The organism is Synechococcus sp. CS-1333 (assembly GCF_025128015.1).
In the GTDB taxonomy this organism is placed as follows: domain Bacteria; phylum Cyanobacteriota; class Cyanobacteriia; order PCC-6307; family Cyanobiaceae; genus MW101C3.
Genome location: NZ_JAHLYO010000030.1, coordinates 1 through 12,774, shown reverse-complemented (window position 1 = coordinate 12,774; position 12,774 = coordinate 1). Strand labels below are relative to the sequence as shown.

13 protein-coding genes and 2 pseudogenes are annotated in these 12,774 nt (G+C 66.0%); 8 read left to right on the top strand and 7 right to left on the bottom strand.

Going from position 1 to position 12,774, the window contains the following annotated elements; translation table 11 throughout:
• The first annotated feature begins 18 nt into the window (after positions 1-18).
• Both KQ303_RS11625 and KQ303_RS11620 read left to right on the top strand, forming a co-directional pair.
• Positions 19-633, top strand: a complete 615-nt coding sequence (locus KQ303_RS11625) for a hypothetical protein (protein WP_259730411.1) — start codon at positions 19-21, stop codon at positions 631-633.
• Positions 630-1,700 carry an MlaD family protein gene (locus KQ303_RS11620; protein ID WP_259730410.1) on the top strand — a complete coding sequence of 357 codons (1,071 nt, stop codon included), beginning with the start codon at positions 630-632 and terminating at the stop codon, positions 1,698-1,700. Before KQ303_RS11625 ends, KQ303_RS11620 begins: the two co-directional genes overlap by 4 nt.
• Before the next feature lie 63 nt (positions 1,701-1,763).
• Here KQ303_RS11620 and KQ303_RS11615 read toward each other — a convergent pair whose 3' ends face one another.
• Positions 1,764-2,705 (bottom strand): phycobilisome rod-core linker polypeptide, encoded by a 942-nt coding sequence (locus tag KQ303_RS11615; protein WP_259730409.1) that lies wholly within the window; start codon positions 2,703-2,705, stop codon positions 1,764-1,766.
• A gap of 441 nt (positions 2,706-3,146) precedes the next feature.
• On the opposite strand from KQ303_RS11615, the gene KQ303_RS11610 reads away from it, so the two are divergent.
• The 4 genes from KQ303_RS11610 (at position 3,147) to KQ303_RS11595 (ending at position 6,157) form a co-directional block, all read left to right on the top strand.
• Entirely contained in the window at positions 3,147-3,428 is a 282-nt protein-coding gene (locus tag KQ303_RS11610; protein ID WP_094514707.1) for a hypothetical protein, read from the top strand.
• Between the two features lie 155 nt (positions 3,429-3,583).
• Entirely contained in the window at positions 3,584-4,573 is a 990-nt protein-coding gene (locus KQ303_RS11605; RefSeq protein ID WP_259730436.1) for an ATP-binding cassette domain-containing protein, read from the top strand.
• Positions 4,557-5,369: an ABC-2 family transporter protein gene (locus tag KQ303_RS11600; RefSeq protein WP_259730408.1), complete on the top strand. Its 813-nt coding sequence runs from the start codon at positions 4,557-4,559 to the stop codon at positions 5,367-5,369. The genes KQ303_RS11605 and KQ303_RS11600 overlap by 17 nt, the downstream gene beginning before the upstream one ends.
• A complete protein-coding gene (locus KQ303_RS11595) occupies positions 5,369-6,157 on the top strand; it encodes an ABC transporter permease (protein WP_259730407.1) in 789 nt (262 codons plus the stop codon). Before KQ303_RS11600 ends, KQ303_RS11595 begins: the two co-directional genes overlap by 1 nt.
• An 88-nt stretch (positions 6,158-6,245) precedes the next feature.
• Here the strand turns inward: KQ303_RS11595 and KQ303_RS11590 are convergent, their stop codons facing one another.
• Positions 6,246-6,818 (bottom strand): hypothetical protein, encoded by a 573-nt coding sequence (locus KQ303_RS11590; protein ID WP_259730406.1) that lies wholly within the window; start codon positions 6,816-6,818, stop codon positions 6,246-6,248.
• 317 nt (positions 6,819-7,135) lie between these two features.
• On the opposite strand from KQ303_RS11590, the pseudogene KQ303_RS14800 reads away from it, so the two are divergent.
• Positions 7,136-7,315 (top strand): annotated as a pseudogene (locus KQ303_RS14800) (IS5/IS1182 family transposase); the annotation flags it as partial.
• A gap of 289 nt (positions 7,316-7,604) precedes the next feature.
• Here the strand turns inward: KQ303_RS14800 and KQ303_RS11585 are convergent.
• Entirely contained in the window at positions 7,605-9,083 is a 1,479-nt protein-coding gene (locus KQ303_RS11585; RefSeq protein ID WP_259730435.1) for a cobyric acid synthase, read from the bottom strand.
• A 41-nt stretch (positions 9,084-9,124) separates the two neighbouring features.
• Positions 9,125-9,496, bottom strand: coding sequence for an Npun_F0494 family protein (locus KQ303_RS11580; protein WP_259730405.1), 372 nt, complete (start codon positions 9,494-9,496; stop codon positions 9,125-9,127).
• A gap of 100 nt (positions 9,497-9,596) precedes the next feature.
• Here KQ303_RS11580 and KQ303_RS11575 point away from each other — a divergent pair, with 100 nt between their 5' ends.
• Complete coding sequence (locus tag KQ303_RS11575) at positions 9,597-10,211, top strand: nucleoside triphosphate pyrophosphatase (RefSeq protein WP_259730404.1); 615 nt, start codon at positions 9,597-9,599, stop codon at positions 10,209-10,211.
• Here KQ303_RS11575 and KQ303_RS11570 read toward each other — a convergent pair.
• From KQ303_RS11570 to KQ303_RS11560, 3 genes and pseudogenes are all read right to left on the bottom strand, one after another.
• The gene (locus KQ303_RS11570) at positions 10,192-11,076 is read right to left on the bottom strand and encodes a YcgJ family protein (RefSeq protein WP_259730403.1); all 885 of its coding nucleotides are present in this window, start codon (positions 11,074-11,076) and stop codon (positions 10,192-10,194) included. The genes KQ303_RS11575 and KQ303_RS11570 overlap by 20 nt on opposite strands.
• 178 nt (positions 11,077-11,254) lie before the next feature.
• Positions 11,255-12,643: a photosystem II reaction center protein CP43 gene (gene psbC, locus KQ303_RS11565; protein WP_094514715.1), complete on the bottom strand. Its 1,389-nt coding sequence runs from the start codon at positions 12,641-12,643 to the stop codon at positions 11,255-11,257.
• A pseudogene (locus tag KQ303_RS11560) lies at positions 12,627-12,774 on the bottom strand (photosystem II D2 protein (photosystem q(a) protein)); the annotation flags it as partial. The gene psbC and the pseudogene KQ303_RS11560, both read right to left, overlap by 17 nt.

The following is a 12,774-nucleotide window of genomic DNA, read 5'->3' as shown; positions in this document are numbered from 1 at the left end:
AGACGCTTGCGCCCCTGGATGCTGCAGCAATTACGGCGGGATGTGGTGGGGGCGGCGCCGCTGGCGGTGGTGCTGGGCGGCGCCATCGGCGCCTTCGTGACGCAGTGGCTGCTGGAGCCGCTGAGCCTCAGCACGCCCTTCGCGCTCGAAACCACCACGCTGGCCAATGTCCAGATCGTGGCGCCGCTGGTGGTCAACCTGATCTGGATCGGGTGCTGCGTGCCGCAGCGGGTGCAGCTCGCCGGCCGGATCCAGCCCTCCGTGGGCCGCCACCTGCTCGGGGCCCGTGTGGCCACGGCGATGCTGGGTTCTCTGCTGCTGCTGCCCTACTTCCTGCTGGCGGTCGTGCTGGCCAGTGTGATGCTCTCTCCCCGGCCGGATCTGAGCGAACAATTGCCGCTCTTCCTGGGCACGCTCACGCCGGAGCGACTGGGGTCCGCCATGGTTCGGACGGCCTTGTTCGCGGCCGCTTCCGCCTGCCTGGCCCATGCCATCGGCAAGCAGAGCCGCCGCCATCCGGAGCGCCTGCCCAACCTGATCAGTCTGGCGATCGTGTGCTGCGCGCTCGGCGTGGTGGCGCTGGAAGCCCTCTGGCTGACAGTCCTCCCCCCCGCGGCCCTGGGCTTGCCATGAGTTCATCCACCCCCCAGCCGGCATCACAGGAGCCACCCCAGACCCCGTTGCCGCCACAGGTGCCACTGCAGCCACAGGTTCAGCCGCCAGCCGAACCGCCGGCGAGCGATACCGCCCCACCCCGCCGGCGGTTCGATGGACCGCTGGAGGGGCTGGCCACAGCGCTGAGCTGGGCCGTGCCCGTGGGGGCGGTGGTGCTGGGCGTGTGGATGGTGGGAGCCGCCGTCCAGCAGCAGAGCTGGCTCACCAGCAGCTTCGGGGTGCGCTTCCGCACCACCGATGCCAGCGGCATCTGGCCGGGGGTGAATGTCACGGTGGCGGGCTACCGGGTGGGGCGGGTGGAACGGGTCACGCTGGCCGGCGATGGCACGGTGGCCGTCGACCTGCGCATCGCCGACCGCTACCGGCGGTTGATCGGCCCTGGCAGCCACGCCGAGCGTTACCAGGAGGGCTTGATCGGTGCCAGCCAGATCGCCCTCACCCCCGACGTCCTCTCCCCTGGAGAAGAAACGCCGCGGCGCGACCTGCTGATTCCTTTCCGTCCGTCGGCCGATCTGGCCCAGCTGCTGGAGGAGATCGGCACCACCCGGATCAAGCTCAATCGCGCCCTCGAAGGCACGGCGAGGATGGCGGAGCGTGATGTGCCCGGGGCCGTGGGCAGCTTCCGCAGCACGTTGCTCGACCTCCAGCGCCTGAGCCGGCGGCTGGAACTGGAGACAGGCCGTACCGCTGCCACCACTCGCCAGACCCTGCAGGTGTACGAGAGCACCGCCCGGCGCATTGACACCACTGGCAGCGCGGCCCGCCAGGCCACCGAGGAAGCCCTGGGCTTGATGCGTGAAGCCCACCCTCCGCTCGTGGACACGCTCGAGGAAGTGCGTCTGCTGACCCGTCGTATCAACCAGTTGCTGGAATCGCTCGGGGTGGGCAGCCCCCAGCCCCGCCGGCCCGCCGGTGCTTCGAGGGTGTTTCCGGAACCGGCATCACCTGAAGCCCCATCACCGGCAGCCATGCCAGCTCCAACACCGGCGGCTGCGCCGGCGATGCCTGGCCGGGGTGCCCCATGAGCTGCCGGGGGCGGGCAGGGCCGCAGCCCCACCCGCTCCCGGCAGCGGCCCGGGGCTGGGGCCTCAGCTCACAGTCACATCGGTGACGCGGCCACCGAGGCGCTGCACCCGTCGCAGGGCTTCGTTCATGCGGGAGTAGGGCACCCGCAGCACGTAGGCGCTGGTGCGCACATAACCGTTGTCGGCGATGCCGGTGGCGGAGATGGTCACCACCCGGGCACCGCTGCCGCTGGTGGAGCGGTCCCCGGCTGACACCCGCAGTGCTTCCGCCCGGTGCTCCTGCGACGGTGCCCGGCGCGCGCTGCCCCAGTCGTCGTCGTTGAACAGGTTGGTGGCGGAGCTCACCTGTGCCTTGAAGGGGCCTTCGGTGGACACGATCACCACCCGGCCCATGGAGCCGCGCACCGGCACGGCCCGGTCCTGGTGCAGTGCCTTGCCGAGGCGGAACTGGGTGCCGGAGGGATCGCCCTTCACTGAGGCCGCAGCGCCACGGGCCAGCTGCATCAGCCAGGAGAACTGCCGGCCTTCATGCCCTGTCGAATAATCCCAGCCGTGCAGGTAGGGAACCGTGTCCTGCCCGAAGCGTTGCTGGTATTCATCGCCATCGATGTAGGAGTCGATTTCGGCATCGAAACCCTCCTCCTGCAGGATTGTGAAGTGGTGAAGCATCTCGGCGCGGTTCTGCGGCGCGCGGCCGAGCAGGTGCTTGTGGTTCAGCTCGATGAAGCGGTAGGGGTTGCAGTTCTCGAAGAAGCGCTCGCGGTACAGCCCGCTCTTCGCCACGGTGCGCACCAGCTCGCGAACACTCAGGAAACCATTGCGAAACAGGGATTCGGCCCCGGTGAGCCGCTCATTGGCCATCACATACTGGTGACCAAGCACCTGCTGATACACCGCCCGGATGATCGTGGTGTTGTCGTCGTCGGAGGCCTGTGACCAACTCTGTTTGTTCCTGTCGTTCTCGAACCTCTCGATTCCCAGCGAGGGCGCCTGAAGCAGTGCCATGGTGAAACGGTCAGCGAAGGGAGAAAGCAACAGATCCGAATCCCTGGACCCGACGCCATTGATGAGAATTCTTCAATCAGAACTCCTGGCTCAGACTTCTTCAGGCAGAAGCTCTGGGTCGGAATCTTTGGTGTCAGAATCCCTGAATCAGCACCTGTTGGCTCGCACAACTTTAAGAGCAGAACAAAAAAAGACGGCCAACTTCTGATCCCGTAAACAAACGAAAGATGCCTTCATCTTCAGCCAAGTGCCCCGCTGGCCTCCCGATCCTCTGTCCACCACCTCTTGGTGGCCCTCTCCTGTTGCCGGCAGTCCAGCTGCGAGGAAGGATCCTGCCAGTCCGCCAGGCCACACCCCAGCCCCAATCTGCCGCACTCCCCCCTTGGTAGCCCCTCCAGCCCCCTTACGCTGAACAGCCTTCGCCCTCCTGTGGATCCGCCCTTGTCCGCCCGTCTCGCCATCGGTCCTGTCGATGTCGACCCCGTCGTGCGCGAATGGGTGGATGCCGAAACCCTGCAGCGCCTGGTGGCTCGCCACCGCCGCGGTGACTGGGGCGATGTGGACGCCCGCGATGCCCGCGACAACACCCTGGCCGCTTATCGCCAGCAGGGGGGGCTGCGCAGCGTGTTCAACCTCGGCCGTGGGCTGCAGGTGTGGGTGATCACCAGTGATCTGGGCAAGGACAGCCTGCACACCACGGTGCTGCTGCCCGAAGACGCCTGACCCTGCAGTGAAACCTCCGCTGCCGCTCTCACCTCCGTGGCGTCAACGCCTGCCACTCCCACGCTGGCGGCCATCTGTTCTGCAGTGCCGATCCCAGCGGCACGCGGCCCCTCAGCCAGCCGCTGGAGTCGGCCAGTGATCGGAGCCTGCCGGTGATCATCGAGGTACAGCAGCTCAGCAAGACCTACCGGGTGGCCGACAAGCAACCCGGCATGGCCGGCACCCTGCGCCACTTCGTGCGCCGCCGCCATCGTGATGTGCCCGCCGTGAGCGGGGTGTCGTTCGCGATCGCGCCCGGGGAGATGGTCGGGTTTCTGGGGCCGAACGGCGCCGGCAAGACCACCACCTTGAAGATGCTCACCGGCCTGATCCATCCCACCGCCGGCACGGTGCGGGTGGCGGGGCATGAGCCGAAACGGCGCCAGGCCGCCTTCCTGCACCAGATCACCCTGGTGATGGGCCAGAAGCAGCAGCTGATCTGGGATCTGCCGCCGCTGGACTCGTTTCGGGTCAACGCAGCGGTCTACGGCCTCACCCCGCCCGAAGCGCGCCGCCGCATCGCCGAACTGGCCGACATGCTCGAACTGGGGGAGGAGCTGACCCGCCCGGTGCGCAAGCTGTCACTGGGCCAGCGCATGAAGGCCGAGCTGCTGGCGGCCCTGCTGCACCGTCCCGCCGTGCTGTTCCTCGATGAACCCACGCTCGGGCTCGATGTGAACGCCCAGGCTCGGGTGCGGGATTTCCTCGCCGACTACAACCGGCGCACCGGCGCCACCGTGCTGCTCACCAGCCACTACATGGGCGACATCACCGCCCTGTGCGAGCGGGTGTTGCTGATTCATCAGGGCCGGCTCTTCTATGACGGCCGCCTGGAGGGGTTGAGCGAGCAGCTGGCGCCCTACCGGCTGGTGCGGCTGGAGCTGAACGTGCCCCAGCCCGCCTCCGCCTTCGCCGCCCATGGAACCGTGGAATCCCTGCAGGGGAATCAGGTCTGCCTACGGGTGCCGGCGGCCCAGCTCACCGGCAGCGTGGCCCAGCTGCTGGAGCGGTTCGCCGTGGTGGATCTGGAAGTGAGCGACCCGCCGATCGAGCAGATCATCGGCGGGCTGTTCGAGCGGGGGCGGGTTGATGACAGTGCCGCCTGAACCCCGCGCCAGGCCTGTGCTGCCGCTGGCGCGGGTGCTGCTCAGCACGCAGTACGCGTACATGCTCGAATACCGCGCCGAAATCGCCTTGTGGGCGCTTTCCGGGGTGCTGCCGCTGATCATGCTCGGCGTCTGGACCGGCTCAGGAGCCGGCGCGGCGGCAGGCTTCACGCCGGCGATGCTCACCCGCTATTTCCTGGCGGCCTTCGTCGTGCGCCAGTTCACGGTGGTGTGGGTGATTCATGTCTTCGAGGAAGACAACCTGCAGGGTCGCCTCTCGCCCTACCTGCTCCAACCGCTGCATCCGTTCTGGCGCTACCTGGCCGCCCACGTGGCCGAGCAGGTCACCCGTGTGCCGTTCGTGGCGGCCCTGTTGGCGCTGCTGTTCCTGCTGCAGCCGAGCCTGTTGTGGTGGCCCCATCCCGCGGATGTGTTCTGGGGGGTACTGGCCACCGTGTCGGCGTTCATCCTGCGATTTCTGCTGCAGGGGGTGATCGCCATGGCCTGTTTCTGGAGCGAACGGGCGCTGGCGCTGGAGCGACTGCTGCTGATTCCCTATCTGTTCCTCTCGGGCCTGGTGGCGCCGCTGGAAACCTTTCCGCCGGGCGTGCGCGCCTTCGCGCTGGCCACCCCTTTCCCCTACACGATCGCCTTCCCCGCCCGCGTGCTGATGGGAGCTGAGGTCAACCTGGCGGCGGGCTTCCTGGGACTGGCACTTTGGAGCGGCCTGTTCCTGCTGCTGTTTCTGCTGCTCTGGCGCTTCGGCATCCGGCGGTATTCGGCCATGGGGGCCTGATGCACCGCTACCTGCGCACCCTGGCCCAGTTCTGGAGCGCCTCGCTGGCGGCGGAAATGGAATATCCGGCCAACTTCGTGCTGGAGCTGCTCGCCGAGGTGGGCAACCTGGCCGGCAGCCTGTTCGTGCTCTCGCTGCTATACGGGCCAGGCCAGAACCTGGGCGGCTGGAGCTGGGAGGCGGCGCTGGTGGTGCTGGGTTTCTACACCCTGCTGGAAGGCCTCACCAGCACACTGTTCCAGCCCAACCTGTCCACGATCGTCACCCACGTGCAGAACGGCACCCTCGATTTCGTGCTGCTCAAACCCATCGACAGCCAGTTCTGGTTGTCCCTGCGCACCTTCTCCCCCTGGGGGCTTCCGGGCATGGTGATGGGTGCCGGCCTGATCCTGGTGGCCGCCCTGCGCGCCGGTGCGGTGCTGGGGCCGGACACGGTCGCCGCCGCTGCGGTGCTGCTGCTGGCCAGCGCCGCCATCCTTTACAGCCTCTGGTTCGTGATCGCCGCCACCAGCATCTGGTTCGTGAAGGTCTGGAACGCCACCGAAGTGCTGCGCAGCACCCTGGTGGCCGGCCGCTATCCGGTGAGCGTGTACCCGGCAGGCCTGAGGGCCTTCTTCACCTTCGTGCTGCCCGTGGCCTTCCTCACCACGGTGCCGGCCGAGGCGGTGCTGGGGCGGGCGTCCGGCAGCTGGATGGTCGCCAGCGTGGCGGTGGCCGCCGCCTGCCTCATGATCAGCCGCGCCATCTGGCGCTATGCCCTGCGCTTCTACACCTCTGCTTCGAGTTGATCGTGCCACCAGTTGATCCGGCCTCCAGTGGATGCGGCTTGGCAGCAGGATTCCTGTCGGGGTGGTCGACCCATAGCCGTGCTGGCATTCAGCGCTTGCCAGCACGCTCCAGCTCCCGGCGCAGACGTTCCAGTTCCCGTTCGGCGGCGGCAAGTTCTTCGGCGCTGGAGCTGGAATCACCAGAAGCACCGAGCCCATCGGCGTGGGTTCTGCGGCTGCTCCCCTCGCCGGCATAGCTGGAGAGGGAGCGGAACATCAGACCACCGCCGGCGGCGATCATCACCACCATCGTGGCCAGGCTCCAGAGCGTGGTGGGGCGGAAGCTGATGAACAGGCTGTGCAGCACCCCCACCCCCACGGCCGCTGAAGACGCCCAGACCAGAAACCAGCCGGCCCGGCGGTAGGTGCCGGAGAACAGCAGACAGACGCCGATGCCCAGCAGCAACACCAGCAGACCGAAGCCCTCACCCACCCCCTGGGCCACCACCCCACTGAAGCCGCCACCGAATCCCCCGCCGAAGGTGCGACCTCCGAAACCGCTGCCGGAGAACCGCAACGCCGATCCCACCATCACCTGATTGGTGAACAGAAAGATGCCGGCGGCGAAAAAGGCACCGCCAACTAGAAACAGGAAGAAATCCTGCTTGGGTTTGGCTGTCATGTCTGGACTGTGATGAGGCTTTGATTTTAGAGCCAATCGGCATTGATGGCTGTGTATATCTGCGATCGGCTATGTGCAACTGTGTGTTCTATCCAGCGCTCCGCTGCAGATCACCCGATGTCATTCCCGTTCGTCAATGCCGTTGTTTGCTCATCGTTAGCGCTGTCCATTGTTGTGCATCAAGGCCTACGCCTAAGGAGACTCAGAAAAATCCGCCCCATTCACAGGAGGATGACCCTCTGATTGCAGGTAAGCACTGGGTTCACGGGCGGCAAGCCGCTTGGCCACCTCTTCGCGGAAGGCTTCGCCTACGGAGACTGCGAGCAGATCACGGCAAAGAAGCGCGCCTAAGGCGAGAAGTTTCTGGCCGACATTGAGCCGGTCGTGCCCTGGCAGGCGCTGATCCATCTGGTTGAGCCCCGCTACCCCAAGAGCGGCATGAATGGAAGCCGCCCGCCGTATCTGCTGGCGACGTGTTGCGGATTCACCTGATGCAGCCGTTTGGCTTTCAGAAGACCCGGCTGCGGGGAATGACCAAGAACAGCTGCAAGAGCAATGTGCTGGCTGCACTGACTAACCCGTTCCTGGCACGGCGCCAGTTGCTCGCGACACCATGAACAAGGGAATTCGGGCGTCAAAAGGAGCCGCTCATAGGGATATTTCCAGACCACCAGAAGGAGTCAAGCCGCTTCAACGAGTATCGACCGCCCCTCATCGCAGAGAGGGGCCACTACCGGGGATCTCTGGGCACGGCTGCTTGTCAAATCCCTGTTGGCCAGAGTTTCCCTAGACCAGCAGCGGGGCCAGGTTCACCTCCGCTTCGAAGGCCTCCGCCAGGCGATCGAGCAAGTCTTCGCGCTGCAGGCCGTGGTGCGGCACATCCAGCGGCAGGGCGGAGAAGCCGCGCGCCTCGCGCAGCTGATTGAGCCACTGCCGCCGCCAGCGGCCGTTCTCGAACAGACCGTGCAGGTAGGAGCCGGCGACCCTGCCCGACCACCAGCCCAACCCGGCACCTGATTCACCAGCCGCCAGCGGCTCACAGTTGGCCGGATCGAGGCAGTGGGTACGGCCCTGATGCAGCTCGAAGCCTTCCAGCGGTGTTCCCGCTGCGGGCCAACAGGCGAACTCGCGACGCTGTCGCAGGGTTTTCCCTGCCATGAAGTAGGTGGCCAGCGGCAGCAGCCCCAGCCCCCTGAGTCCCTCCTCGCCATCCGCGCTGGCGCTTCCCTCCAGCCTGTGCGGATCCTCCAGTCGTTCTCCCAGCATCTGCAGGCCGCCGCAGAGCCCGAACAGGTGGCCGCCGCCAGCTACGAAGCGCAGCAGCGCGTCGGCCAGCGGGCTCTCCTTGAGCGCGGCCAGATCCCGCAGGGTCTGCTTGCTGCCGGGCAGGATCACCGCAGCGGGCTGGCCGAGCGGATCCCCCGGCCGCACCCAGCGCAGGCGCACACTCGGTTCGGCCTCCAGCGGATCGAAGTCGGAGAAGTTGCTGATCGACGGCAGCCGCACCACGGCGATCTCCAGCTCCGCCTCGGGTTTGCGGGCCCGCCGTTCCAGCAGATCGAGCGAATCTTCCGGTGGGAAGAGTTCATCGAGCCAGGGCATCACGCCCAGCACCGGAATCCCCGTTTCCTGTTCCAGCCACTGGCGGCCTGCGTCGAACAGCTGTCGCCGCCCGCGGAAGCGGTTGATCAGGATGCCCCGGATCAGCGGGCGCTCCACCGGTCTGAGCAGGGCCAGAGTGCCGACGATCTGGGCGAACACACCGCCGCGCTCGATGTCGGCCACCAGCAGGCAGCGGGCGCGCAGGAACTGCGCCAGGCGCAGATTGGTGAGATCCCGCGCCTGCAGGTTCACCTCCACCGGGCTGCCGGCCCCCTCCAGCACCAACCGCCCGCCGGGATGGCTGAAGCGCAGGTCTTCCAGCCCCTGGCGAATCGCCTGCCAACCGGGGCGGAACCAGTCGCGGTAGTAGTGCTCGGCGCGGGCCGTGCCCACCGCGCGGCCCATGTGGATCACCTCGCTGGTGCTGTCGCCCTGCGGCTTGAGCAGCACCGGATTCATCGCCACCCGCGGTTCCAGGCCCGCGGCCCAGGCCTGCAGCGCCTGGCTGTAGGCCATTTCGCCGCCGTCCTCATCCACCCAGGCGTTGAGACTCATGTTCTGCCCCTTGAAGGGCACCGGTGTTTCGCCGCGACGCCGCAGCACCCGGCAGAGCGCCGCCGTCATGAGGGATTTGCCGGCGCCGCTGCTGGTGCCCAGCACCATCAACGCCGGCGGCACAGGGCCGGAACCCGCAGCCGGTGCTGTCACAGGCGCGGCCGGTAGCGGCTGATCGCATGGCGCAGCTGTTCCTTCCAGCCGGCTCGCGGAATCTCCTGGCTCCAGCCCGCCAGCAACTGACGACCCATGGGAGTGAGCCTTACCCGTTCGGTGAGGCCCTGACCATCGACTTCGCGGCGCAGCACGCCGAGCCGGATCAGCCAGATGAACAGGGTTTCAGTGTCGTCGGGTGTCAGCCTGGTGCTGCAGAGCGTTTCCGCGTCGGTGCGGGCCCACAGCGCCACGCTGCTGATCGCCTCCTGCTCCAGCAAGCGGTACAGACCGAGGCGAAATGGCAGGCAGCGCATGGCGCTGGCAGCGCGAGCCAGGGAGCGAGGGTTGTCCAGGATGAGGTCCATGCGTTGATTCTCTCCAATCCCTGCTCCAGCCTGCGGCGGTTCCAGCCGAAGGCCGGCGCCGTACCCCTGGTTCGCCCTCCTGTTGTCCTGCGCTGCCGCCGTGTCCACCGTTCCGTTGGTGCTTGCTTCCGCCTCTCCGGCCCGCCGCCTGCTACTGGATCGGGCCCAGATCCCCCATCGCGTCTTGGCGAGTGGCTTCGATGAAGCCACGATCAAGGCGACGGATCCCTGCGAGCTGGCCGTCTGCCTGGCCAGGGCCAAGGCTGAGGCCGTGGCCACCGTCCTGGCCGACAGCGCCCCGGCCGACCCCTGCCCGGAGCTCGTGCTGGGCTGCGATTCGTTGTTCGTGTTTGAGGGCGAGATCCAGGGCAAACCCAGGGATGCCCTGCAGGCGATCGAGCGCTGGCAGCGCATGTCCGGAGGCTGGGGGGAGCTGCACACGGGCCATTGCCTGCTGGGCAGCGGAGCCCCCCGCCTGGCGGCTGTCACCACCCGCGTGCGCTTTGCTCAGCTTGAGGCCGCTGAGATCGAGGCCTATGTGGCCAGCGGTGAGCCGCTCGGTTGCGCGGGTGGGTTTGCTCTTGAAGGCCGCGGCGGCCTGCTGGTGGAGACGATCGAGGGCTGCGTCAGCAATGTGATCGGCCTCAGCCTGCCGCTATTGCGCCGCTGGTTGAAGGATGAAGCAGCCTCGCGGGTCAGCGGAACAGGTTGTTGAACAGGTTCTGAAGGAATACCCCTGTGGGGTTGACGTCCTCAAAACCACCTTGCTGCCCCTGGTTGTTCCAACGGCTGTCCTGGGCTTCCAGCCGCAGGTCGGCCCAGCGGAAGCTCACGTTGCCGTTGCTGTTGCTCACCTGCACCGGCCAGACACCAGTGGCGTCTCGGAGAACCAGGTTGCCCTGCCGGTTGAAGAAGCTGTAACGGCGCCCATCCCCAAGCTCCACGTTGTAGGCCATGCCGTTCGACGATTCACGCCGATTGAGGACGCAGCTGCCGTTGAAGAGGCGGCGGTTTCCCTGACGCAGCTCGCAGGCGGTGTTGCCCTGGCCTTGCTGCCAGTTGTTGTTGTTCCAGTTATTGCCGTTGTTCCAGCTGCCGTTATTGCCACTGTTGTTGTTCCAGCCACCGCCACCGCTGTTGTTCCAGCCGCTGTTGTTGTTCCAGTTGTTGCTGGTGTTGCCTGATCCCGGGTTGCGCCAAGCGCCGTTGTTGCCAAACAGCTGCTTGCTCAGAGCCCTGCTGATGTTCTTGCCATCCCAGCCGTCGTCCCAGCAGGTCTGCCGCCGCACATCGCAGACATCGCCGTTGCTCAACTGGAACTGGGTGGGGCGGTTGCTGCCCGACAGCTTGCGGATCAGCTCCCGTTCGGCGCTGCGGCCGAAATACTCCCTGGTGAGGGTCACAGACACCCCGGTGCTGTCGAAGCACATTTTTGTGGCCCGGTCGCAGACCACGCCCTGGCGGGGGTAGTCGATGGAGGCACTCTTGGCGGCTGCAGGCTGAACAGCCACGAACGGCAGAAGCGCAAGGGGAAGGGCTGCTGCGGCAACCATGCGGCCGGCGGCTAGGCGGATGGACAAGGGAACCTCCCGGTGGTCCCCAAAGCTACGAAGAGCTGGGTAAGCCGGCATCTCTCGAATGTGTCCGCCTGGCCGGAAAGCATCACCAAGTCTTTCTGGTCAGGCAGCCCATGAAAAAGCCCCCGTGGAAGCCGGGGGCAGAGAGAGCAACCAGTGGTGCTCGGACAAGACGTGGAGCTCAGTCGAGGTCGGGCATGGCCAGGGTGGGCTCAGCCTTGCGGTCGATGCCTTTCTCGAAGCCGGCCGCCGCGGCGCGGGCTCGGCCTGCATGCCAGAGGTGACCCACCAGGAAGAAGAAGGCGAGCACGAACTGGGTGGCAGAGAGCCACTGACGCACGTTCACGAAGTTCACCGAGTTGGGTTCGGTGATGATGCCGCCCACGGAGTTGAGGGACGCATTCGGAGCGTGGGTCATGTATTCAGCGGCCCGGCGCACTTGCCAGGGCTGAATGTCGTTCTGGAGCTTGTCGAGGCTGAGCCCGTTGGGACCACGCAGGGGCTCCAGCCAAGGGCCGCGGAAGTCCCAGAAGCGCATGGTTTCTCCACCGAAGATGATCTCGCCGGTTGGGGAGCGCATCAAGTATTTGCCAAGGCCGGTGGGACCCATGGCTGAACCGATGTTGGCACCCAGGCGTTGGTCACGCACCAGGAAGGTGAAGCTCTGGGCCTGCGAGGACTCGGCGTTGGTGGGGCCGTAGAACTCAGAGGGGTAAGCGGTGTTGTTGAACCAGATGAAGGCCGAGGCGATGAAGCTCATGAAGCTCAAGGCGCCAAGGCTGTAGCTCAGGTAGGCCTCACCGTTCCAGATGAAGGCGCGACGCACCCAGCCGAACGGCTTGGTGATGACGTGCCAGATGCCACCGAAGATGCAGATGAGGCCGAGCCAGATGTGGCCGCCGATGATGTCTTCCATCGAGTTCACCCCGATGATCCAGCCCTCGCCACCGAAGGGGGCGCGGAACAGATAACCGAAGATCACACCAGGGCTGAGGGTGGGGTTGGTGATGATGCGCACATCGCCGCCGCCGGGGGCCCAGGTGTCATAGACACCGCCGAAGAACATCGCCTTGAACACCAGCAGCAGACACCCCACACCCAACAGGATGAGGTGGTAGCCAATGATGTTGGTCATCTGGTTCTTATCCCGCCAGTCCTGGGAGAAAAACGAGGAGTAGTTCTCCAGGATCTCAGGGCCGCGCAGGGCGTGGTACAGACCGCCCAGGCCGAGAACGGCCGAGCTGATCAGGTGCAGAACACCGACAACGAAGAAGGGGTAGAGGCTGGTGACCTCACCACCGGGACCGACGCCATAGCCAAGAGTGGCCACGTGCGGGAACAGGATCAGACCCTGTTCGTACATCGGTTTGTCGAAGGTGAAGTGGCTCACCTCAAACAGCATCATGGCGCCGGCCCAGAACACCATCAGGCCAGCGTGGGCCACGTGGGCCCCGAGCAGACGACCGGACAGGTTGATCAGGCGTGCATTGCCGGCCCACCAGGCATAACCGGTGGAGTCCAGGTCTTTGCCGCCGACGGCCGTAAGAGAAGGACTAGAGAGCGTTACCACGGGGCAGAACCTCTTCAGGGAAGACGAAGTTTTCATGCGGCTGGTCAGCCGGTGCCATCCAGGCACGCAGACCTTCATTCAGAAGAATGTTCTTCGTGTAGAAGGTTTCGAATTCAGGATCCTCAGCAGCG